This is a genomic window from Lactiplantibacillus sp. YT640, from assembly GCF_049745435.1.
Classification (GTDB): Bacteria; Bacillota; Bacilli; order Lactobacillales; family Lactobacillaceae; genus Lactiplantibacillus; species Lactiplantibacillus plantarum.
Genome location: NZ_JBMNVY010000005.1, coordinates 93380 through 116421 on the forward strand (window position 1 = coordinate 93380; position 23042 = coordinate 116421).

Below are 23042 nucleotides of genomic sequence, written 5' to 3' on the forward strand. Positions count from 1 at the left end.
GCCTTTCAGATTGTTATAATTAGCGCGTATTGTGTTGGCTTGTCATTTATTTTGTATTACAGCGGAATACGGAAATGAATTTATAACTCATGATGGTTTGAGGTTGAGCAACGTAAAAAGAACTTCTCCAAATTAGAAGAAGTTCTTTTTACATGATATTAAACAAACCCTGGCTTAAACCGACTTGGTCTGGTTCAAATGCGGTAGAGCCAAGAAAATCACTAATCCAACAACAAATAAAATACTTAAAGAAGCAGCACCAATCGTTGACTTCCCCGTCATTTGGGTCACGATTCCAACTAGGACGGGGCCCATCACGGCTGAGAACTTACCGAGAATATTGTAAAAGCCGAAAAACTCACTCCCACTAGTCTTAGGAATCAAACGACCGAAGTACGAACGACTGAGCGCGTGAATCCCACCCTGACTGGTTCCAACTAGTATGGCTAAAATCCAAAAATCCGTCGTACTATTCAACCGCAACGCGTACAAGCAGATACCTAAATAAATAATAATACCAAGCAAGATGCCCGTCCGGGTCGACGTTTTATTCGCTAACCACCCGTAAAGCAGTGAAAACGGAAACGCGACTAGCTGAACAACCAGCAAGACAATCATCAACGTGGTCGTCGTAATTCCCATATCCATCCCAATCGAAGTTGCCATTGTAAAGATCGTGTCGACTCCATCAATGTAGAAGAAGTACGCCACCAAGAACCACGCCGCAGCGCGATAATTCCGGATGTGTTTCAAAGTCGACCATACCCGTTGGAAACTTGAACGCACCGGATGCGCACTGGGTGCTAACGCGTACTTTTGGTGAACGTTTTTCAACAAAGGAATGTAAAAGATAATCCACCACGCAGCGGCTAAGACAAAACTCCACCGCGCGACCCCATAGCTTGATAATTGACCAAAACCACTGGTTAATTGTAAGACCAAGAATAAGATAAACGCCAAGACACCACCGAGATAGCCAAACCCATAACCATATGACGATAATCGATCCATCTGATCGTTTGGCGCCACGTCAGTCAGAAAACTGTCATAAAACAGATTACCACCGGAATAACCGATAATTGATAAAATATAAATACCTAATAGCCACTTCCAGGCACTAGTCGGGGCAACACTCAGCCCTAGCGTCATCACCATTCCAAGTATCGAAAAGATGTTGAGCATTCGTTTCTTGGCATGGGGATAGTCTGCTAGTGCACCTAGGACGGGCGCCAAAATCGAAACTAGTAAGGTCCCAATACTATTGGCATAACCCCAGTAAGCCGTTGCATTAGCCGGTGTCACACCGCTACTTTGGGCAACTGCCTTAAAGTAAACGGGTAGCACCGCCGTTGTGACAATAATGCCATAGCCCGAGTTGGCCCAATCGTAAAAGATCCAACCCCACTGCTGTTTATTAAATTTCATTAAGTTACTTCGCGGGAACCTCTGATCGCAATCGGAGGCGGAACGAGCACTAACCACAATATTAGTGGTGCTGATGTCCGCCCGCTTTTCCTCTCTCTCTCTTTTTTGTCTAGTCTTTAAAAACACCATCGAGGCAATGTCCCGGCATGGGGCCATCGAAATTCAATCCGAGTAACCGCGCAAATGTCGGCGCTTCATCGACTAAGTTAGCCGTTTCAATCGTCCCACCAGCTTTAACTGCTGGTCCATTGAATAACAGGGTCGTTTGATAGTCAGGCTTAGTCGGGTCATATCCATGAACCCCGTGGTAACGGTCTGGTTGTCCGAGTGTCGCTGGATGGACGGGTTCAACCACAGTTGGTCGTCGACTTTCATCAGTAAAATAATAGCCTTCCTGGGCTTCAACCATCAATGCACAAGCGGGGTCGGCACCACGACGTGCAGCTGCCTCCCCAGTAATGATGGTCTCAACACCTTCCACCTGACTAACCAGGGCCTTCAATTCATCTAACTGGTCAAATTCCGGTCGCGTATAAATGTACGTTGAGCCGTCCGCCGTCTTCGCCATCACGGACCAGTCATCTTCAAACGTCTGATCTTGACGTGCGGTCAACCAGCCCTGCTGAGCGAATAACGTATTTAAATGAATCATGTGATCCACATTGATTTGATAGTGATCACCTAAAATAACAAAGTTGGTATCCGCAAACGTGCCCGCAGCTTTAGTCGCGTCAATCAACTGGCCCACGTGCCGGTCTAGCCGGTGTAAAGCTGCCATGGCCTCACTGGATCGCACACCATAGCGATGGCGCATACTATCCATGTCGACTAAGTGAATCATCGTTAGGTTCGGCTTCTTATTCGTTAACGTATCGACTGCACAAGCCGTGATGAATTCATCTAGTTGGGGCTGCTTAATCCCATTACGAAGATGCCCATACTTATGATTCATCGCGAGTAAGAAGAGCGGTGAACTCGCCTTCAACGAGACGAGAACTTGGTTCGTCCAAATGCGGTTAGGAAAGATCTCGGCAAGGTTATATGTAATCTTGCTGCCAGCCGTCACTGGCCATAAAAAAGCCGCCGTTGTTAGCTTCTTTTGCCGTGCCAAATCATATAGTGTTGGTACTTGAACGTCCTTTTGATACCAATACCAATCTGGTGAACGGCGTGTCGGTTGTAACTTAGTATTATTAACGATTCCATGCACGCTGGGATACTGTCCCGTAATAATCGTGGTATGTGACGGATATGTCAGTGTTGGATAAATGCCTGTCACCGACTTGACCCAAGTACCACCGGTCATCAATCCACTCAGAACGGGTAATTCTGCTTGATGTTCGCGTAAATCACGAAATCCTAACGCATCTAAGGAAATAATGACCAAGTGTTGATTTGTTGCCATCTCAATCGCTCCTTCTTACTTAATAAGCTTATTCGTATTATTATACCGCAGAAAATTAATTGGTGTCAGGATCGTTGACAAAAAACGGGCGATCAGTGAAGCACGACTGATCGCCCAGATTTATTTTCAATAATTACCAGCTAACAATCCCTGTTCTTGTAACCACCGCAATGCTAATTGTGGCCATATTGCAGCCTGGTCATTCAAATACTTGTCCTTGCCAGGTTTTTGCGTCACATGATTGGCTAACGCTAACCCATGAATCCCACTACCAAATAAATGATACGCAGTTGCGACCTGATGTTGTAGCATGGCCTGCACATATTTTAACGAATTGATTGGCGGGACCAACTCATCCGTCGCCGTTTGCCAGACAAAAGCGGGTTTACTAGCTGGTGTGACTAGGCGCTGGGCTGCCCACAACCGGGCATCCGTGGTAATCTGATTACGCGCCGCCGAAGTCGTGGGAAACCCCGCTGTCAAATCAATGACTGGATAGCCTAAAATAATGGCAGCATGCTGGCCTTGATAATGATCCAAATGATACCGTGTGCGCAATTCTGGTTGGGTCGCAACACCATTATAAGTCGCAACCACGTGGCCGCCAGCCGAAAACCCGGCAAGAATAATCCGCTGACAATCAACATGGTGCGCGGACGCCTGGGTCGTAATCCAATCAATTGTTGCACCTAATTGCTGCAACGCCCAAGGATAGACGGACTGATCTCCCACAATTAATTGGTAATTCAAGACCACCGTATGCATTCCGGCGGCCATCATCCGGGTTGCAATTGGCGCTTCTTCCCGCCCAGAATGATAAGTAAAGCCACCTCCCGGGCAGATAATCATGATTGGATAATCAACAGCTGTTTCAAAATCACTAATTTGGTCTAACCAATACGCCGTGATCTGAAATGGGTGTGCCGCAGTATTTAATGTGCGCTGTTCAACTTGCATATGTTCCCCCTCCTACTCCCGTATTACCGACTTGATTTCGCTTTCATTATAGTAGGTCACATGATTGCTTGTCAATTTTTATTCGAATAAATATCGATATTTATTCGCTTGTTTACTCGCTAATGACTATTATTTGCTATAATTAAATTAATTATATGATGAGCGGGGGTATTAAAATGGGGAAACAAACATTCAGCGACATCTATCACGTTTTAAAGGACCGCATTCTCACGGGACACTACAGCGTTAAGATGCGATTACCCATTGAAGACGAATTAATTACAGAATTTGATAGCAGTCGCTATGCTGTTCGTAAGGCAATCGCACAACTAGCCAAAGACGGCCTAGTTTACAGCGTTAAGGGGCGCGGGGTGGTCTTATTGGAGCACACGCCACAAACCCAGCAATTCAATCTGGCTTTAAATAATCTCAACGGTCTGCAGAGCCTCAACGCGGAGCGCCACCTCGATTATCAGACCGAGGTCGTGGCCTTTCAGCAACGAATCGTTGACCAGCCGCTTAGCACACATACCGCTTTTGAAGTGGGTATTCCAGTGTATGCTATTCAACGGGTTCGGATCGTAGACGGTATTCGGGCAGTGCTGGACATTAACTATTTTAACGCCCAGCGCACTCCCACTCTGACTAAGACCATTGCCCAACACTCAATTTATCAACACTTCAAAAAAAATGGTCTGAAAATTGCTGTCGTTAAAAGAATGCTACGAGTCGAATCCGCCAACGAACTCGACAAAGCTCAGCTAGCGCTCGGTGATAATAATTGCGTCGGTAATATGATTAGCATCGCATTTAACGATGAAGGACGCCAGGTTGAATACACTGAATCCCACTTTATTCCGAACGAATTTAACTTCAATGAATTAATTCGTAATTAAACCTTACCAACATTACTTAGCTGAATGGTCATCCGGACCATCCAGCTTTTTATTATGGTTACTTACTTTAGACCAATTCAGTCGGTCAATTAAATTTATCTGTGAATAGGTTTCAACATAAATTAAAAATATATTCGAATAAAAGTTGACTAATGTGCTGAATTATTTATAATAAATATCATAAATGCTAATGGGGGTTAGCATTTATACCACGTTTCACTAGTGGCGCATTTGGGGTCAAGAGATTAGGTCGGTCATGGAGTAGAGAGAATTGAGCGTCACTAGACCAATTTGGTTTAGTGACTTTTTTATGCAAAAAAACTGTTGATTCGCAAGATTAAACTTGCCGAATCAACAGTTGCTTCAAAATACAATTTTAAGCTTAATACTGACGCTTCCGCCGGCTAACCGCTGCAGCACCTAATACTAATGTACTTGCTAATGCGATTCCCGCTAAACTAATCATCTGACTTGGCGCTTCATCAGTCTGTGGTAATGCTTGCCCCTTAGCCACTGCCAACGCGCTAGCCACCTTAGTTCGTAGAGCTTGTAATTGCGCTACTAACGCCGTATTATGATGCGCTTTAGCTTGTGCGATTGCCCGGTCAATCAAGTTGATCAGTGTTTCCTCATCCTTAATCTGATCGCCAACCACTGCTTCTTTTTGAACTTCCTCAAACGCCGTTTCCAATTCAGTCGCAGTTTCGTCCGTGACCCAGTCAGCTGTAATTTCATTGTCGACTTCTTCTTCGATTTGGTCGACAACTTCGTCTGGCGTCACACCAGCTTCGATTTCATCCTCAATATCGTCTTCAAATTCTTCTTCTGCGTCTTCAGCTTCTTCTTCGTCCTCAATCTCGTCAAAGTCAGGCATTTCAACATCGATGCTTGGATGAACTGGTTTGTCGTACTCTTCTTCTTCTTCGCCATTATCTGGCATTTCGATATCAATACTTGGATGTACCGGTTTGTCGTATTCTGGTTCTTCTTCTTCGCCATCGTCTGGCATCTCGATATCGATACTTGGATGTACCGGTTTGTCGTATTCTGGTTCTTCCCCCTCGCCGTCATCTGGCATTTCAATGTCGATACTTGGATGTACCGGTTTGTCGTATTCTGGCTCTTCGCCCTCGCCACCATCTGGTAATTCGGCATCAATACTTGGATGTACCGGTTTCTCATAGTCCGGAACTGGTTCTGGATCATTTTCATTATCAACATTATCCTGTAAATCCCAACGATGGGTCTCCGCCTTCACGTTGACTTTATTAGCAATGATGTTGCCATCAATATTTTGATTTGCATCAATTTCCGCCGCTGGGGCTAAAATACTGCCTTGAAATGGCCGGTCGACACTAATGACACCAGTTGCTAACTTGTCACTCGCGGTTGAATCATAGAAGTTCCAAAGCAAATGGTTATCACCAAAGTCTTCAGTTTCTTTATTATTCCGCTCCGTACCGTCATCATAAATGATTTTGATCTGCGAGTTAACTTGATAGTTGGTCGCACCTGCCGTATCAACATTAATAATGACCGTATTACCATCCGCATCTGCCGATAGTCCCTTGATTGTCAGCGGCGTACTCGTGTTTAAAACATCCGCTGACAGATTGATCACAATGTGTCCATCCGCATCAGGTTGCATATCCGTCACATCGATGACCCGCTGATTCATATCTTCAAAACTGTCACTCGTATAGGTGGCGTTCGCGGACGCTTCGCTAAGACTAGCGCTCAATTTTTCCAACTTAGCAAACTCTTTGTCAAAATCAATATAGACGTTACCATCTTTGTCTTGATAAACTTCAGAGGCAAGTAAATGGTCGATATAGACCCCGTTGACCATCGGCCGATTAGGATTCGAAACATCAATCTCAATATTTTCGCCAAAGATAACTTTATTGCTCCGCGTCTCACCAGCCGAAACAAACGAACTCCCAGCAATATTACTGATATTTTGAATATACGAAATATCTTTATCTAATAATTCTTCAATAATGTTCGTACCAAAGTTAACGTTGCCCACTAAGTTTTGCACCGCAACGTTCCCATTCGTATGGGCATGTAGTTCCGCTTCCCGTGCAAAAATATGGAATTGGGACGAAACCCCGAGCATGTTATGTAGATCCGGATAATCGTCCGTCACATTACCACCATCGGCAACGGCATCGTTTGCATGGGTCACAGCTTGACTAAGCGCCACCGCGACGGTCTGGGGCGTTGCAGTTGTCGTCGACTGGTCTTTAGTTGTCGTCGTTTGCTGGGCTACACTATCACTAGTCGTCGTACCGGCAATCTTAGCACTAGCATCGGTAGTTTTAGCAGCCGTTGCCGCGGTATCATTGCTGGTAGCTGAGTCAGTAGTCGCACCTTTATTAGAACTGGTTGTTGTCCGCGCAGCCGTTGCAGTGGCAGAATCAGTTGTGGTCGACGTCTCTTTTGTCGACTCTGAACCGGTTGTCGCATTCGTCTCTTTTGCCGTCTTTGAACCAGCTGTCGTATCTGAACCAGTTTCAGTATTGGCACTAGTTGTCTCATCCAAATTGGTGGTAGCGTTTGTATCAGTATCCGTTGCCGCCTTAGTTCCAGCCACTGTGCCAGCAGCAGTCTTTGAATTCGAACCATCGGTATCTAAAACCGGCTGATTTTGGTTAGTCACATCCGCTTCAGTTGTGGCCGCAGTCTTCAAAGTTTGTGTCTTAGCCGTGACTGATTTGGTTGTGCTTGAACTGGTTGATGCCGTATCAGTCCCCGTTGCAGTCGTTCCATCATCAGCCCGAGCCACCAGCGTTGTTGTGCCCATCGTCAAGATAACGGCACATGCAAACGCCCAGCGACGGCCAATTTTGTACATTTTAAAATTCGTCCGTTTTCGCTCCATCATTTACCCACCTAAAATATAGTTTATTAACTTTCCTTTAATTCAATTCTATTTTCACGCTTTTTCATACAACATTCAACTCTTTATATAATTTATTTTGCATTGTTATATAAACAGTGGATGACTGTCAATAGACGTGCCAGCAACCATTACAGGTCTTAACTAATCATAAGTTAGTATTTTTGTTATCTATTCGTTTACTTGGAATATCGATTATCATCACGCACTTATTTTACACAATGTCTCAAACCCACAAACAGCCGCCTAAAATTGGTCAATACTTGCCTCGCAGTACGAAAAATTTTGGTGTGAAAGCTCGTTTAAGCAATCACAACAGCCGCCTATCCACACAAAAAAAGACTGGTCACAATCAACCAGTCTTCAATAATTTAATTAGTCACGTATTGACCAACGACGGTCAGTCCCGTTAACACTTTACGTCCATGTGGTGATTTGGTGTCGATGACTGCAGTTAATTCTTGCCCCGCAAGATTACCATGATGCTTACCGCCAGCCCATGCTGCAACCCCCGTTACATCATAAACGACACCATCAACCGCCACGTATGCGGGTTGACCATCCTGACCATTATATTTTGCTAATTCAGTTTGATTAAATGTCGCTGAATTCATGCCGAATCACTCCTTCACAATTTACCGTCATGATAAACTGGACTGCCAAGTAAAAGCAAGTGATCCGTTCTTAAACCAAATAATTGACCTATCTTGAACATAACACGACATCAAACGATCGCCGAAGTAGTTATACCCCCACAACCATCTCGGTAATACCGGCCTAACCTTTGACCGACGAAACTTAATTAACTAGGTAACCATACTTACGTTAGCACCCAATTAATCGTACCCGTGATAGCAGTTGTGCTTATAAGTCTGCCAAAACTTAATCGCTGACCAATTACTGCTACCCACAACTACTTAATCTTAATACCTTATAACATCAGCGACGCCGTACCTCCTAGTACGGCGACCTTGTGAACCAGTACTGTTCATGCGTCCAGCACTGCCCCTAACTGCGTTATTAAAACGCACACCTCAGCCACTACTGCCCATTCAATGGGCTGCGTCGAAGCGTGACGTCTAGACACACCCCGTATCTAGGACGTCGATTGCTTATTGTCAAACAATTAATTACCTTGGGGTGGCCCGATCGTTGCGACCCGATGATTACCAGCCATACTGGTCGTAATACCTGAGATAACAGTTCCCATCGGATCGACTTGATTACTTGCTGCCAGCAACCGTTCTCGAACACGAACAACCGCATGTCTAATCGTCAATACCACCGTCGTTTTAACTGGTTGGAGCCGTTGTGTCAGTAGTGAAATCACTTCAACCAACATCTGCCCAGCAACCACCCAGTCACCCGGTTTAACGTTGAACTTAAATGTAGGCGATTCCAAAGCACTGGTTAATTGACCAATCCGTAGCCAGCCCACCAGACCGTTGGCCGCTCGAAAGCCAATTAACCGTTGATTGGCTGCCACGGCTGTGATAACCCCAGCAAAGGGCGCAACAATTTGATCCGTTGCCGGTATAATTTGCTGCTTAAATCCTAGTAACCCATATAAGTGAACCGTATTTGCAAGGGTCGTCACATTGATCACTTGGCGTTTAACCGGCGCAACTACGGGAATTAATGAGCTAATGACCACTGGCACACTTCTCACTTCCTTACTTTATAAATTGGCAACCATTCGTATTTAAATAACCTTAACAAACGTAACGTAAAAAACTTGTTTTCTTTAATATGTAAGTCAATTAGTTTAAGTCATTGACTGTTATCTTTACAACATAAACCATACCATAATTAAACTAGAATGCCAGCATAATTAACGGTTTCGATTAAGGTTTACATCTGTTAGCGTTAATTCGTAAACTCAATTAACGAACGATGCTACTAAATAGCTGAAATTGGCCACCATAACCCCAATGTCGCACTCAATCAATCTTGTAGATTTGACATCATGTTTCCCCAATACGTCAATCAGGCAATGACGGTTAGGCCTACAATTTCAGTCAGACCGATTGCGAGCAAAAAAGAGCTTCCGGCTTTTATTCCGGGAGCTCAACAAGTCAACGTTATTTATTTTTAATCTCAGCCACTATTCAACCGTAACACGCATCCGCCCGTGCCGCTTTGAAAAATAGAGGTTCTGATCAACACGGTTGTACAAATCAATCGGACTACCATCGGCTTGATGCAGTGTCGAGACACCAACCGAAATCGACACATTGATTTCCTCGTCTTCATACTTAACAACGAGATGATTGACTGCTTCAAAGACCTGACGGACAATCACTTTTGTACTAGCCAGATCATAACCGGGAAACAGGACATTGAATTCTTCACCACCGGTGCGATACAGCTTGACCTTCTCGTCATTGGCGGCCAAGACCGTCGTGACCGTGGCGGCAACTTCTTGCAAAACGCGGTCCCCTGCAAGGTTGACCGTACGTGTCATTAACGTGCTTAAAGTGATCAATATCGAACATCATCATCGATAAGTTGAGATTGTTCTTGGCACTATCATCGAATAAATATTTGATATGTTCCGTGTAAGCGGCAAAGTTCTCAGTCTCAGTCAAAGCGTCGTGACTCGCAAACTGGGCCAACCGTAATTTAATCTCACTATCTTGGGTCAGCATATTAACGTAGGCGTACAATAATCCTGCAAAAATCATTAAGTAGCCATATTCTTGTAAAGTATTGTCCCAATCCAGCGAATATTTAAGCTTGATCAGGCCCCACAAGATTCCGCCGTAAAAAGCGACCGCGCCATAGTAATATAGCCAAGGATACCGATGCTTAGGTACCCACAGCCGTAGATAATTCATGCTCCAGAAAAATAGCACGAACACGACGGCGTAACTCCACGATTCCCAGTAAAAAATCGACTGGTCGAAAACCATGTACACTATGACCACAGGTAACAATGAATAATACGGCATTCGAATATTCAAAAAAAACGAGCAGAACACGACGGCAATCAAGTGAAAGTTAACAAACTCCCAACTATCTGCTTTACCGACGACCGACAGTTGCATGACAAACACAAAGACCAACATGTAAATCACACCGTGCCAAGCATTGACGGTATCATCGTCAATGTTAATGTGACGGGCATGAAACCACGTCGTAATCCAATTAAAGAGGACCCAGTAAAGTGTTAGAACACCTAATATAAAGAAAATACTCGTTACGAACGGCGAAATTCGCCAATTAGACCATGTCATCGTAAGGATCCTTTCTCAGCATCCGCCGTTGACCAATTGCCGACCATCATCGACTAACCGCGGTTTCCCATAATAGTAACCCTGGTGCCATTCAATACCTTGTTGTTCGGCCATCTTTTGATCACCCTGGTCTTCGACACCTTCCAGAATAAATTCCAGATGGTAAGACTGAGCAATATCACGCCAAAATGCTAATTCATGAGGAATGCGCTCCGCTTGCCCACTCATCCGTAAGTTTTGCATCGCAAACTTGATTTGATCAACAAACGGTAGTGCGTGGCGAATATTCTCAAACGTGCTCGAGCCCGTCCCCACGTCATCAATGCTTAATTTAATATCATGTTGGTGGAAAAAGAGACTATATTTTTGAATCTCGTTTAATGAAGGACATTCTGTCAACTCAATCGTCAGCGCGGCCGGATTCAACCTTTTTTTTAGGTAAATGATCGTCCCTAACATCAGGTCGTCCTCAGCTTGTTGCCGGTTTAAATTAAGGGCTAACACCTGATTAGTCGCTTTCGTCTGCAATTGACTAGCAAGTTGTTCTAATAATTCAGCTTGTTTATCTAATGATAATTCAGTGAACGACTTCGGAACGGCCCAGTGACCATTCATCTCTTTACGTAACAGTAATTCATAACCAAAAACAGCTCGATGGCTGTGATCAACTTGGGGTTGAACAAAAAAACGATACATTCATGAAGCCTCGCTTTTAATGATTTCTTTATGTCAATATAAATTGACAACTCCTGTAAAGTATAACCGCTTTTAACTAAAATATCGAGACATAGTTACAGACTTTAATTAAAAAAATTATTAAGGGTTATATGTAACCGTTATATTGACCGTAACAAAAAAGAACGTCGTGACGACCTCGTCATAACGCTCTTTTTACCAGTCTTAATTTCACTTAACCAACTTATCCCAGATGACGACTTTACCAGCTGTTAGCGACTTAGGAACGTCGATAATACGTTGATTGGAACTCCCCCGAAATTGTAGCGAGAGATCCATCTTATCTTGTAAAAAGCGCCCATCTACCAAGATATCAATTAATGATAGCATCTTCAGTTTATCCTCAGAGTCTTGTTGCAATTCTTCCCAAGTATAACCTGACCACGACCAAATATCCTTCGTGTTTCCAAATTCGGAGCGAATGCGTTCACAAATCCGAATGCCGACTTGAGTATTTAGAAACGGTTCACCACCTAGCAACGTCAACCCTTGCACATAATCTTGCCCAAGGTCTTCAATAATCTGATCTTCCAATTCTTGTGAATACGGTTGTCCATAATGAAAATTTTGTGCCGCCACATTATAACAGCCTGGACAGTGGAATGGGCAGCCGCTCAAGTACAAGCTACAGCGGACCCCTTCCCCATCAACAAAGTTAAATGCCTTATAATCAGCAACATATTGTTCACTTAAGTCCTCTGCCAGCCATTCTTTGGGCATCGGATTGTTTGGTCCTTTCGTAGCGCGCGGCATTCTTAATCATCTCCGGAGACATATTTTTAGCACGGGACGCGATTTCAACGTGGCGACCATGTACCATTGGTCGTTGTTGTGGGTTACCTAGATACCCACACGTCCGCTTAACAACATCACAGTATTTAGGGTCGTGATTGCCACATTCTGGACAGACGAACCCACGGGCAGTGGCCTTGAACTCACCCTTAAACCCACACTTAAAACACTGGTCGATCGACGTATTCGTTCCCAAATAGCCGACATGATCATAGGCCCAGTCCCAGACGGCCTCCAAGGCTTTAGGATTCTGGGTCAAATTAGGATATTCACAATAATGAATAAAGCCGCCTGACGCATATTGTGGAAAACGTTCCTCCAAAGTTAATTTATCGAAGGGCGTCGGGTGCTTACGGACATCATAATGAAAACTATTCGTGTAATATTCCTTATCCGTAATATCTGCGATCCGGCCAAACTTCGCAATATCGTCACGACAGAACGTATCCGTCAACGATTCAGCCGGCGTTGAATACAGACTATAATGATAGCCACTTTCAGCCGCCCACTGCGCACACTTATCCCGTAACGCTTTCACCACGGTCTCCGCAAAAGCTAACGCGTGCTCGTCTTGTTCCCAGTTCGGACCAAAGAAGGTCGTGCAGACTTCATAAATTCCAATGTATCCCAGTGAAATAGTCGCCCGCTGATTTTTGAAGAGCTCATCGACATTACCACCTGCTGGTAGCCGCTTACCAAACGCCCCATACATGTATAAGAGTGGTGCATTTTCCGGCTTAGCTTCCTTCGTTCGTTCGATACGGTACGCGAGTGCTTCATGACAAGTCGCCATCCGTTCCTCGAAGATTTCCCAGAACAACTGTTGGTCCCCATGTGCGGCTAACGCGATTCGTGGCAGGTTGACTGTCACCACGCCCAAATTCATCCGGCCCGAGTTTACCTCGACACCATTTTCATCACGCCAACCTTGTAAGAAGGACCGGCACCCCATCGGCGTCTTAAAACTCCCCGTTAATTCCTTGATCTTGTCATACATTAAAAGGTCGGGATACATCCGCTTGGTTGAACACTCAATCGCGAGCATTTTAATATCATAATTGGGATCATTCGGACTTAAATTTAACCCCCGCTTCATCGTGAAGATCAATTTAGGAAAAATCGCAGTTCGGTGCTCCTTACCGAGTCCCTTGATTCGAATCTGGAGAATCGCCTTTTGAATTTCTCGTTCAATCCAACTAGTTCCTAGACCAAAATTGACCGTGGTAAACGGCGTCTGGCCCTGTGACGAATATAACGTATTGATTTCATACTCAAGGGCTTGCATCGCGTCATAGATATCTTTTTTAGTTTTGGCTTTCGCATAAGCTTCCCGCTGATCGGCAGGGACCCACTTTTTCGCATCAGTCATATGTTTTTGATAGTTGATTGCCGCATAGGGAGCCAATAATTGGTCGACCCGGTTAGCGGAACAGCCACCATACTGTAATGAAGCCACGTTGGCAATGATCTGCGCCATTTGCGCTGTGGCCGTTTGAATCGACCGGGGTGAGGCAACTTCGGCGTTCCCAATCTTATACCCATTTTTGAACATGCCGTCAAAATCAATCAAGCAACAGTTCGTTTCAGGCGTGACTGGTGAATAATCGAGATCATGCCAATGGATATCGCCACGCAGATGCGCCTTAGCCACGACATCTGGTAGCATCTTCAAGCCCATGGCGCGACTTGCAGCACCGGCTTCTAAGTCGCGTTGCGTGTTAAAAATCGTACTATCCTTATTTGCATTTTCATGCACAACGCTGGCATCGCGCTCAAACAACTTTTCAATCCGTCCTTGAACATTAGTTGCTGCCGCAAACCGCTGCTGTTCAGCTTCAAAGTAATCCTGATATGCCTTAGCTGCCGCGGTCAGGCCTTGCGCATTCAAAATCTGCATCATGGTACTACGTAGCTCCTGAGTATCAATGTTGTCAGCATCTTGATACTGGGCAACAAGGGCCTGCTTGACGACCCGTACCTCGTCATCAGTCGCTAACAACCGTCGTAAGACAAAGTCAATTTTATACGGATGAAATTTCGTTTGTGCGCCACCCCGCTTTGTGACGGTCAGTGGCCGTAATTGGTCTAATATATCGTTAGTTGTCGTTGTTAGCATCTTAATTCCCCACTTTTCAAAGTCATTGATCGAATACAATTGATAGTGCGTTCTGTTTGAATCAATACTATATATAGTAGCTCATTTCCATTAACTTGCCCATTGCCAAAATTAACTGTCACCTTCAGTTGTGTACACCAAATCGCTTTAATCGTCCGGTTAGTGCGTCTTTGGAATATTTAAAAAATATTTTTTATACTGTTTTTTATCTAATATCAGAATATTTAATCAATCTCGTTAACTACCGAACCAACCTTGATACGGCTTGCTTTCAATATTTTTCAAACGCCATAAACCGAATTTTAATTCGTTAAAAATTAAGCTGAACACAACCAAGTTGTTGTAAACTGATTAACTTATGACTATTTTGTTTAACTCATGCGGCGGATTCGCTATAATGAATTTAAGTCCTCATTGAGGGATGTGGACATTGGAGGAGAGAATAATTATGCAAAAAAGCAGGGGAATAATCGTTGGCTTGTTGTTGACAGGGCTACTGACAGGATGCCATTCTGCCACTGACACACAAACGCCCACCGTTCAACCAGCAACATCAAAAGTCAGCGCCGTTCGCTCAGTCACGACTCGGGATTTCTTAGGTCGCTGGGTCAGCGCTAGACCAGCAATGAGTCTGTACCTCAGTACCAATCATCAAGTTGCTTGGTTCCGACGCGGACATACGCCCATTCGTAGTCGCGCAACGTTAACGTTAAGTGATACACGTGCCACGTTCACAATCGATCACAATGTTGCAAAACTGACCCTCAACGACGCTAATCAAATGACCATGAATTATCAAGGGACTAATATCGCACTGATTAAAGATCCAAATTGGCAGCCTGAACACAACCAGGTTCCCACCACAACTAATGACGCCTTAAAGGCGGGCACCTTAACGCCAACATTTAAATTGTCGTACTAATTGAAGGCCACACCACATTTGCACGTTGACTTGTGTGAGTGTGGTGTGTTTTTTAGGGCCTGACAACTAGCGAACGGCTTGCTTCTGTCAACCGTGCTCTCTATAATTAAATTAATATGACTAATCAATGGAGGAACATCAAATGATTCGACCAATTGTGCATGATCCCGCCGCGCTTAGTGTCCCTGCTGACTTAGCAACCCCTGCAGACACTCAAGTCTTGACTGATTTACTGGATACCCTCGCCGCACACACCGATAATTGCGTTGGAATGGCCGCGAATATGATTGGGGTCAACAAACAAATTATTGTCGTGCAACTCGGTCCCTTTGCAATTGCAATGATCAATTCGAAGATAATTGATCATCACGGCACTTACGAGACTAAGGAAGGCTGCCTGTCCTTACCTGGTGAACGTCCGACTAGCCGCTATCACCAAATCACGGTGAAACATAAAGATCAACACTTTAAACCGCAACAACAACGATTCAACGACTTCACAGCACAAATTATTCAACACGAATTAGATCACTGTGCAGGGAAACTGATTTAATTGTGCCTACTTCTAACTGAGCGGGAATAAATGTTCAGTTTGCTGAACTCGTTGATATTTATGAAAGATAGGACTGGTTTTATGACAACTTTAGCTTATAATGGCGAGACAGCAATTCCTGCACTCGCTCAGCAGCGTCGACACCAAGCTCATCACGCGCTCGGTACCGACATTGATTTGACCCTTTTTGGTAGTGATAGTGACCAGTACCTACAAGTTGCTTGCGATCTTATCGACCAATATGAAGACCGCTTGACTGTCAACCGGACTGTTTCTGAGGTCATGGCAATCAACCAGGCGGCGGGCCAACATCCCGTTCAAGTGAGCGCCGCCACCTATACACTCGTTCGGCAAGCTGTCGAACTCAGTCGACAACATTTTGGTTTCAATGCGTTGATTGGTCCGCTCGTGAAACTCTGGCACATTGGTTTTACTAACGCGCACGTCCCTGAACAGTCTGCAATTAACGAACGATTGGCCTTGATCGACCCCGAAGCCGTCATTTGTAATGACGCTGATTTCAGTGTGCTTCTCAAGGTCACGGGAATGGAGCTGGATCTAGGCGCAATTGCCAAGGGCTACATTGCCGACCGCATTCAAGATTACTGGGAAGCATTTGGACAGCGGGCCGGAATGATCAACCTAGGTGGTAATCTGTTAATGGTGGGGACGTCCCCACTTCATCCGGATGGGCAATGGCGCGTTGGTATCCAAGATCCCACCACTGACCGCGGTAACGCGATTGCCAGCGTTACGATTGGCCCCTGCTCGGCCGTGACCAGTGGTATTTACGAGCGGCACCTTGAATTTAACGGCCAGTCCTACCACCACATCTTAGATTCGCAAACGGGTTATCCCCGACAAAACGACCTTGAAAGTGTCACCGTTTTCTCGAAAGCTTCCATTGATGGTGAAATCGAAACGACGCGGCTCTTCTTTGCGGGCCAACCGATTCCCGATTGGGCAACTCAGCGACTCGATATTTACGGCGCCATTTTTGTGACTAAACAACGTGAGCTTCAAATCGTTGGCTTATCACCTGAACAAGTTATCTTACTCGATGACCGGTTTACAATAATTTAGACCACAAAATAAGCTAGGTCCTCCAAGAAATTAACTTCTTGAAGGACCTAGCTTATTTTATGGTCCACTTACAGGCTAGCATTTAATTTGCAGTTGACTTTAGATGCGGTACGTTCGACATTAAAACCATTTTAATCAAGCACAGCTAAATGGCAAAAATATAGCCGTTTTAGTTAAAATAACGCGACCTAATCCGCTGGTAGCTTAGCCTCTAAGCGATCAATAATCGCACGGACATCATCCGTTGTCTTCGTCTGCATTAATTCATTGCGCAATTCGGCCGCATGACGCATACCGCGAACATAAATCTTAAAGAAGCGTTGAAGCGGTGCGAAATGCCCTTGTAGACCTAAGCCAATAAATTGATCATACAGATCTACTTGATACCGTAACAATTCTAGCATGTCACGCGTTGAATGAGGCTGGGGAATCGGTTCAAAAGCGTATGGGTTCTGAAAAATACCGCGGCCAATCATGATACCATCGACTCCTGGATGGGCTTTGGCAAGCTTCAGACCAGCCTGATAATCCAGGATATCCCCGTTAATTTGTAATAGCGTCGCTGGTGCCAAAGTATCACGCATTTGAACTAAATTATCAATTAACTCATAATGCGCTGGTACCTTGCTCATCTCCATCTTCGTGCGCACGTGAACCGTTAACACGGGAACCTGCTGTTGCAACAAAAATGGAATCCAAGTCTCGTACTCATGCACATCGTCAAAGCCCAACCGCGTCTTAACACTAACGGGAAGCTCTGCTTGACGTGCGCCCTCAATCACTTCTTTGGCACGATCAAAATGTCGGATTAAATCACTACCACTATGATTTTTAATGACTGCCATATCTGGGCAGCCCATATTAAGATCAATGGCTTGATAACCTTGATTCTTCACTTCATGGGCCGCTTTCGTAAAGTCCTCACCACTATTGCCCCAAAGTTGAACGATTGGTCGGGGCGACTCGGCCTCATCAACATATAGTCGTCCCCGCGTTGTAAACTTAGCCTTCGGGTGAGTAATGCTTAACGCATTCGTAAATTCAGTATAAAAGACATCGGGGGCCGCAGCGCGCATCACGACCCGGCGAAAAACGGAGCCGGTCACGGCTTCCATCGGTGCTAAACTAAAAAACGGTCGCTGGGCGGCCTGAGCTTTGGCCGCGATCCGTTGCCAATATGGCGACTGCGTCATAGTTATTCATTCCCTTCTAGATAATAATCACTTATCCATAATAGCGGTGTTCCACGTTGAAGCGCAAGTATTTTGGCGGCCGCACTAACATAATTCGCCAATCACAAGCCAAAATAAAAGTCCGGCGTTAACCGGACTCGCAATAATAGCTAAGTTGATAAGTTTAATTGTCGCTTTAACGAATTAAAACCAGTGCCCACAGCAATAGTCCAATAACGAGTACCAAGTTTAACAATTCCATCCGCAAATCAGCGAACTTCAGTGAGCTGAATGAGATACCGGCAGTTGTATCCATATATCGGAAGAAAATCCCACTTAAAACTAAACCAACTAACAATACAAATAGAACCATCATTCCCGTCATCATCACAAACTCAACTCCTTATTTAGTAAAATTCTTGGGCTCTTTGAAACCATGTTTATAGTAGTCCAGCAGCTACTTTCAAGCAAGTATTTCCGGCCGAAAAACTGGCGTTCTTAGCATATTATTATTAACTAAACGATACCAATCATTCCCAGCAAAAAAGTTCTTTCAGGAACAACTAAAACTCCGAAAGAACTTTTTTAAATCGCCATTAATTCCGCCGTCAACTTAGTCGCTCAGACTAAAGTAACCGATTGAACTAGTCTTGCACTTCGAAATAATCATTGAGAAATCGAATTGTGCCCACACACTTGTTAATTAATCAGTTGTTTTATGGCGCCGTTGTTGCTTGCTAAAACCAAATAAGCTAGTTGCGGCCAATAATACGAAGCCCAATACGGTCAAAACTCGATTGGTTTGTTCACCAGTCTGTGGTAACGTGGCCGTTTTAGTTGCGGTCGTTGGCACCGTCTGCTGAGTCACTGGCTTAGCCATTGCCGGACTCGTCGTCGTCCGCAATACCGTTGTGGCTTGTCGTGGCTGCGTCGTAACAACCCGCTGCGCTGTTGGGACGGAAGCTGAACTTGACTGATTAAGAGTGGGCTTGGCCGGGGTCGCTTGTGGTGCCGCCGACTGATTAGTGCTGGTTGACGTGCCAGTTGAATGACTAACGACTGGTCGTTCGCCCACAGGTTTTTCAGTCATTGGCTTTTCGGCCGCTGCTGTTAAGGTTGCCAAGGTCCGGGCGCGCACGGTCGTTAATCCAGCTTGAGCTTGGGACAATTCCCGCTGTGCAGTAACGACCTGATCTTGAGTACCCGCAACGCGCTGCAACTTAGCTGTCACCGCTGCTTTCGCCTGATTAACTGCTGCTTGGGGCTGAACAATATCATAATCTCTTTGTGCCATTTGGAAGTCGCGGCTCGTGCCACTGACTTCAATTTTGGCGTTGGCTAATTCTTCTTCGGCCATCATCACGTGCTCATTAGTCTTATCAAGGTTAGCTTGTGCCGCTGTTAACGTCTCTTGCACCGTTTTCAGCTTTGCCTGAGTAGTTTGTAACGTGACTTTGTTGGCCGCACTGTTATCCTTATCGAAGTTGCTCTGGGCTACTTGAACAGCAGCTTGTGACTTAGTCACTGCCGCTTGCGCCGTCGTTACCGCAGTTTGGCTTGTCTTTTTAGTTGCCAATTGTTCATCAAGTGCTTTCGTTGCCTTGACGTGCCGGTCAGTGGCTGCTTGCTTAAGTACGCCCATATGCGTCTGAATCTTTTGATTCTTGGCTAACGTTTTGTTGGCAGCGTCTAACGTGGTTTGCGCCGCTTGCAGATCACTCATAGCCGTTTTGACTGCCGTAGTAGCCATGGTTAATGCTTGCACCGCTTGCGTTACCTGGTAGTGGGCCGCCTTAACAGCTGGGTTATTTTCGACCTGACTTGCTAAACTGACCGTGCCATTCATCCTTACTGCCTGACCGGTTCGAGTGTTAGATTCGGCTGCATGTACCGTCATTTTCTGGGCCATGATGCCCCCTGTTAACATGGTGATTCCCATCACTATCTTAAGCGCTTTTGACATACTAAACTAATCCCCTTTTAAAAAGTATTGCCCAGCCATGACCAGCATGATGATCAATATGAAACTGCTGGAACTATTTCATTTTGCCGGATTCAATTTCAAAAGCAAGGAAAGCTAGTGATTCAGCGTATTTGTGATCACCAACCACTCAACAACTTTCATCCACATCACCAAAATAATTATATCTAGATGTCATTACTGCCTCCCTCAACACGAGTCCCCATCCACAATTAAACGGTAACGAATAATCATCACCGCTAACAAATGTTAACCCGCACCATGATTTTATTAGTGACCCATTCTCAATAAAAAAAATAACTAATATTTCGATTACCGTAGCGGCCTCACAATATTGATACTAATTTATACCGTTACTTAATTAGGCGGGCCTCGCCATCGGTGTTAGAATAGAATTTAACCTAAAGAAAAGTGTGACTGCTATGACCATTAATGACCTCCAAGCATTCGTGATGGTGTACGATTTACGCCACATTTCTAACGCTGCCGTAGAACTCCACTTATCACAATCGGAATTGTCCAAACGAATGCGAGCCCTTGAGAACGAACTGAACATTAAACTACTAGATACACACAACAAGCGCCGTCTACAAATCACGCCAGCTGGTGAAACGTTCTATCATCATGCGCATAAAATGATTACAGACTATGAGACCATGATGCACGATTTGGCACCGAATCGGCCAACGACATTTGCCAAGCTCATCATTGGCGCCATTCCAATCTCAGGTCAATATAACATTGCCAAAAAGATCGCCACTTTTGATACTCAGCATCCTGATACTGAAATCAAAATCATCGAGGATGAGGGCGACCAAATCGTCAAACGGTTACTGAGTGGTGAGCTGCAAGCGGCCATCATTCGCGATACTCAGACGACCCAATTGCAACCCACCGAATTTCAAAAACAACCACTACTCGCTGACGAACTCAAAATTATTTTACCGCGTGATCACCCCCTAGCTGCCCAGCCAGTCATTCGGATTCAAGACTTAGCGCGGCAGAAAATTGCAACGTTACCACCGGGCTCCGGTGTTTACGAACCGATCATCGCACTCTTTGCTCAGCAAGGCATGACGCCCCAATTCTTCTTTGAAAGTACGCATATTGAAACGCTCCTGGGCATTCTCAATCAAAATAACGTGACTTTCTTATTTAAACAATCGGTACTTCCGTTCATGACTGAACACGTGGTCATGCGCTCACTCGCCATCCCGTTCATCAGTCAACTGAACTTTGTATATCCCCAGCGAACGGGGAACCAGTTACTCACCGACTTAATTGACTACTTGACGGTGACTGCCCAGGAAAATCAACAAGTTTAAAAAATACCCTTTCCATCCGACCAACCGGCCGTTTGAAAAGGGTATTTTTTAAACTTATCCGCTTATGCCAACCCAACGAGGTGGAACCAGAACATCTCAACTAACGCAACGACAAAGACAACCGCCGTCAGTGGGATTCCTAACCGCATCACGTCTTTTTGTGTGTAACCCCCACCAGTATCGGGGTCGCTTCCAACTAAGACAGCGAGGTTGTGGAACGGTAAAATATAATGCAAGTTTGTCACCGAGAAGACTAGTAACGATACGGCCAAGGGTGAAATTCCCATATGAGCCGTGGCCGCTACGAAGGCCGGAATCGTAATCCCCATCACCGCAATGACAGAACCCATGAACATATGGATAATCATGGCAAAAACAGTAATCACAATCGCTAATAAATAAATATTAGTTGGCAAGTTGCTTGGAATCAAGGTCTTCGCAATCCAATTATTCATGCCAGTCACACCACCGACATTCCCGATTGCGATTGCCGAAGTCAAGAACACGAGCACGTTCACGGGAACACCTTCCCATGATTTGGCCGTCAAGATCCCGCCAACTACCGGGAGACTCATCATCAGCGCAACGATCAACGTCAACCAACCAACGTCCAAACCGGTGATCCCACTCGTTAACCAGAGTGCAATCGCAATGATCAGCCAAATAATTGTTCGAACTTCCTTCCCCGTCATACCACCCAACTGGGCTTGTTGTTGCTTTAACGCTTCCACATCGATGTGGACTTCCTGACTAGGCTTGAAGAGGAATAAGAACAGAAACATGGTTAAGATGGCCGCAATGATCATGGGCACGCCCATGTAGATAAAGTAAGAGACAAAGTTGACGCTTTGACCAGAGGCCTGTACTGCCAACGGATTTAGTGACGTGTCACCAGTATAAAAGACCCCGGATAGTGGACAGGACGCAGCAAAGACAGCGAGGCCTAGCTTAGCCAAATCGCGTTTGGGCATCTTCGCCGTTTCCGCGACCACCGTAATGACGGACATAATCATGAACGCCCGAGGCCATGGATGGGGAATCAGGAGTGCGAGGATAAAGGTTAGGGCAAAAATCGAAATCACAATCCCTTTCCAACTCCGCACAAACTTGATAATGAATGCGTACGCGATGCGTTGACCCAAACCAGATTCATTAACCGCTCCCGCAATCAAGTACGCCCCAATTACGAGCCACATAATTGAACCAGTCCACGCCGAAGAGAAGACCTGTGACGGTGTCGCCACGTTCATAATAATGAGCAACATTAAGTAAATCCCACCAACGAACGCGGGTTGCGCGATTTGGGTGGCCCACCAGACGACCGTCATCAAACTAAGTGCCAAGTCCATCTGCCCCTTAGCTGACAAGCCGGCAATCGGTAAGAAGTAAATAATGGCAAATACGGCGATTCCACTGAAAAAGCCAATCGTTTTCTTGTTCACGAGCTACATGCTCCCTTCAATTTTGACAGCAAAAAGCCCCCCGACCAGCACACTTCCGTTGGTCTGGCGGCTCTTTGTAAGATTAAATTTTGGTTCAATG

General features: G+C 45.1%; 18 protein-coding genes and 1 pseudogene. 5 read left to right on the plus strand and 14 right to left on the minus strand.

Annotated features, from left to right (window positions below; all coding sequences use genetic code 11):
- Window positions 1-174: 174 nt before the first annotated feature.
- The 3 genes from ACOV1R_RS05460 to ACOV1R_RS05470 all read right to left on the minus strand — a co-directional run bounded on the left by ACOV1R_RS05460 (window position 175) and on the right by ACOV1R_RS05470 (window position 3787).
- Window positions 175-1554, minus strand: a complete 1380-nt coding sequence (locus ACOV1R_RS05460) for an MFS transporter (RefSeq protein WP_097558051.1) — start codon at window positions 1552-1554, stop codon at window positions 175-177.
- Window positions 1535-2830 (minus strand): alkaline phosphatase family protein, encoded by a 1296-nt coding sequence (locus ACOV1R_RS05465; RefSeq protein WP_027821778.1) that lies wholly within the window; start codon window positions 2828-2830, stop codon window positions 1535-1537. The genes ACOV1R_RS05460 and ACOV1R_RS05465 overlap by 20 nt, the downstream gene beginning before the upstream one ends.
- A gap of 126 nt (window positions 2831-2956) precedes the next feature.
- Window positions 2957-3787, minus strand: coding sequence for an alpha/beta hydrolase (locus ACOV1R_RS05470; RefSeq protein WP_003642196.1), 831 nt, complete (start codon window positions 3785-3787; stop codon window positions 2957-2959).
- Window positions 3788-3963: 176 nt separating this feature from the next.
- Here ACOV1R_RS05470 and ACOV1R_RS05475 point away from each other — a divergent pair, with 176 nt between their 5' ends.
- Complete coding sequence (locus ACOV1R_RS05475) at window positions 3964-4683, plus strand: UTRA domain-containing protein (RefSeq protein ID WP_011101975.1); 720 nt, start codon at window positions 3964-3966, stop codon at window positions 4681-4683.
- Between the two features lie 382 nt (window positions 4684-5065).
- Here ACOV1R_RS05475 and ACOV1R_RS05480 read toward each other — a convergent pair whose 3' ends face one another.
- From ACOV1R_RS05480 to nrdD, 7 genes and pseudogenes are all read right to left on the minus strand, one after another.
- Window positions 5066-7567, minus strand: coding sequence for a collagen-binding domain-containing protein (locus tag ACOV1R_RS05480; protein ID WP_015380837.1), 2502 nt, complete (start codon window positions 7565-7567; stop codon window positions 5066-5068).
- Window positions 7568-7956: 389 nt separating this feature from the next.
- Complete coding sequence (locus tag ACOV1R_RS05485; RefSeq protein WP_003642199.1) at window positions 7957-8199, minus strand: cytochrome b5 domain-containing protein; 243 nt, start codon at window positions 8197-8199, stop codon at window positions 7957-7959.
- A 512-nt stretch (window positions 8200-8711) separates the two neighbouring features.
- Window positions 8712-9245 carry a PTS sugar transporter subunit IIA gene (locus ACOV1R_RS05490; RefSeq protein ID WP_003644869.1) on the minus strand — a complete coding sequence of 178 codons (534 nt, stop codon included), beginning with the start codon at window positions 9243-9245 and terminating at the stop codon, window positions 8712-8714.
- A 444-nt stretch (window positions 9246-9689) separates the two neighbouring features.
- Window positions 9690-10821: pseudogene (locus tag ACOV1R_RS05495) on the minus strand (GGDEF domain-containing protein).
- Window positions 10822-10836: 15 nt separating this feature from the next.
- The gene (locus tag ACOV1R_RS05500) at window positions 10837-11517 is read right to left on the minus strand and encodes an EAL domain-containing protein (RefSeq protein ID WP_015380839.1); all 681 of its coding nucleotides are present in this window, start codon (window positions 11515-11517) and stop codon (window positions 10837-10839) included.
- Window positions 11518-11727: 210 nt separating this feature from the next.
- Window positions 11728-12276, minus strand: a complete 549-nt coding sequence (gene nrdG, locus ACOV1R_RS05505) for an anaerobic ribonucleoside-triphosphate reductase activating protein (protein ID WP_003642203.1) — start codon at window positions 12274-12276, stop codon at window positions 11728-11730.
- The gene (nrdD, locus tag ACOV1R_RS05510; protein ID WP_031263591.1) at window positions 12242-14464 is read right to left on the minus strand and encodes an anaerobic ribonucleoside-triphosphate reductase; all 2223 of its coding nucleotides are present in this window, start codon (window positions 14462-14464) and stop codon (window positions 12242-12244) included. The genes nrdG and nrdD overlap by 35 nt, the downstream gene beginning before the upstream one ends.
- A gap of 448 nt (window positions 14465-14912) precedes the next feature.
- Here nrdD and ACOV1R_RS05515 point away from each other — a divergent pair, with 448 nt between their 5' ends.
- The 3 genes from ACOV1R_RS05515 to ACOV1R_RS05525 all read left to right on the plus strand — a co-directional run bounded on the left by ACOV1R_RS05515 (window position 14913) and on the right by ACOV1R_RS05525 (window position 17022).
- The gene (locus tag ACOV1R_RS05515) at window positions 14913-15386 is read left to right on the plus strand and encodes a lipoprotein (protein WP_003644789.1); all 474 of its coding nucleotides are present in this window, start codon (window positions 14913-14915) and stop codon (window positions 15384-15386) included.
- Between the two features lie 142 nt (window positions 15387-15528).
- Entirely contained in the window at window positions 15529-15939 is a 411-nt protein-coding gene (locus ACOV1R_RS05520; RefSeq protein ID WP_217203085.1) for a peptide deformylase, read from the plus strand.
- A gap of 81 nt (window positions 15940-16020) precedes the next feature.
- Window positions 16021-17022, plus strand: coding sequence for an FAD:protein FMN transferase (locus ACOV1R_RS05525; protein WP_128484965.1), 1002 nt, complete (start codon window positions 16021-16023; stop codon window positions 17020-17022).
- 188 nt (window positions 17023-17210) lie between these two features.
- Here the strand turns inward: ACOV1R_RS05525 and ACOV1R_RS05530 are convergent, their stop codons facing one another.
- The 3 genes from ACOV1R_RS05530 to ACOV1R_RS05540 form a co-directional block, all read right to left on the minus strand.
- A complete protein-coding gene (locus ACOV1R_RS05530; RefSeq protein WP_003642208.1) occupies window positions 17211-18215 on the minus strand; it encodes a tRNA dihydrouridine synthase in 1005 nt (334 codons plus the stop codon).
- Window positions 18216-18390: 175 nt separating this feature from the next.
- A complete protein-coding gene (locus ACOV1R_RS05535; protein ID WP_015380844.1) occupies window positions 18391-18582 on the minus strand; it encodes a hypothetical protein in 192 nt (63 codons plus the stop codon).
- A gap of 315 nt (window positions 18583-18897) precedes the next feature.
- Window positions 18898-20157: an LPXTG cell wall anchor domain-containing protein gene (locus ACOV1R_RS05540; protein WP_003644794.1), complete on the minus strand. Its 1260-nt coding sequence runs from the start codon at window positions 20155-20157 to the stop codon at window positions 18898-18900.
- Window positions 20158-20597: 440 nt separating this feature from the next.
- On the opposite strand from ACOV1R_RS05540, the gene ACOV1R_RS05545 reads away from it, so the two are divergent.
- The gene (locus tag ACOV1R_RS05545; protein WP_015380847.1) at window positions 20598-21500 is read left to right on the plus strand and encodes a LysR family transcriptional regulator; all 903 of its coding nucleotides are present in this window, start codon (window positions 20598-20600) and stop codon (window positions 21498-21500) included.
- Between the two features lie 62 nt (window positions 21501-21562).
- On the opposite strand, the gene ACOV1R_RS05550 is transcribed toward ACOV1R_RS05545, so the two are convergent.
- Window positions 21563-22942 (minus strand): SLC13 family permease, encoded by a 1380-nt coding sequence (locus tag ACOV1R_RS05550; RefSeq protein WP_003642213.1) that lies wholly within the window; start codon window positions 22940-22942, stop codon window positions 21563-21565.
- Window positions 22943-23042 lie beyond the last annotated feature (100 nt).

What these genes read in the sequence shown, in the direction of transcription:
- ACOV1R_RS05485 (WP_003642199.1), bottom strand. Translation starts at nt 8,199, where the DNA reads ATGAATTCAGCGACATTTAATCAAACTGAATTAGCAAAATATAATGGT.
- ACOV1R_RS05520 (WP_217203085.1), top strand. Translation starts at nt 15,529, where the DNA reads ATGATTCGACCAATTGTGCATGATCCCGCCGCGCTTAGTGTCCCTGCT.
- ACOV1R_RS05475 (WP_011101975.1), top strand. Translation starts at nt 3,964, where the DNA reads ATGGGGAAACAAACATTCAGCGACATCTATCACGTTTTAAAGGACCGC.
- ACOV1R_RS05470 (WP_003642196.1), bottom strand. Translation starts at nt 3,787, where the DNA reads ATGCAAGTTGAACAGCGCACATTAAATACTGCGGCACACCCATTTCAG.
- ACOV1R_RS05540 (WP_003644794.1), bottom strand. Translation starts at nt 20,157, where the DNA reads ATGTCAAAAGCGCTTAAGATAGTGATGGGAATCACCATGTTAACAGGG.
- ACOV1R_RS05515 (WP_003644789.1), top strand. Translation starts at nt 14,913, where the DNA reads ATGCAAAAAAGCAGGGGAATAATCGTTGGCTTGTTGTTGACAGGGCTA.
- ACOV1R_RS05465 (WP_027821778.1), bottom strand. Translation starts at nt 2,830, where the DNA reads ATGGCAACAAATCAACACTTGGTCATTATTTCCTTAGATGCGTTAGGA.
- ACOV1R_RS05530 (WP_003642208.1), bottom strand. Translation starts at nt 18,215, where the DNA reads ATGACGCAGTCGCCATATTGGCAACGGATCGCGGCCAAAGCTCAGGCC.
- ACOV1R_RS05535 (WP_015380844.1), bottom strand. Translation starts at nt 18,582, where the DNA reads ATGATGACGGGAATGATGGTTCTATTTGTATTGTTAGTTGGTTTAGTT.
- ACOV1R_RS05525 (WP_128484965.1), top strand. Translation starts at nt 16,021, where the DNA reads ATGACAACTTTAGCTTATAATGGCGAGACAGCAATTCCTGCACTCGCT.
- ACOV1R_RS05480 (WP_015380837.1), bottom strand. Translation starts at nt 7,567, where the DNA reads ATGGAGCGAAAACGGACGAATTTTAAAATGTACAAAATTGGCCGTCGC.
- ACOV1R_RS05545 (WP_015380847.1), top strand. Translation starts at nt 20,598, where the DNA reads ATGACCATTAATGACCTCCAAGCATTCGTGATGGTGTACGATTTACGC.
- ACOV1R_RS05460 (WP_097558051.1), bottom strand. Translation starts at nt 1,554, where the DNA reads ATGGTGTTTTTAAAGACTAGACAAAAAAGAGAGAGAGAGGAAAAGCGG.
- ACOV1R_RS05500 (WP_015380839.1), bottom strand. Translation starts at nt 11,517, where the DNA reads ATGTATCGTTTTTTTGTTCAACCCCAAGTTGATCACAGCCATCGAGCT.
- nrdG (WP_003642203.1), bottom strand. Translation starts at nt 12,276, where the DNA reads ATGCCCAAAGAATGGCTGGCAGAGGACTTAAGTGAACAATATGTTGCT.
- nrdD (WP_031263591.1), bottom strand. Translation starts at nt 14,464, where the DNA reads ATGCTAACAACGACAACTAACGATATATTAGACCAATTACGGCCACTG.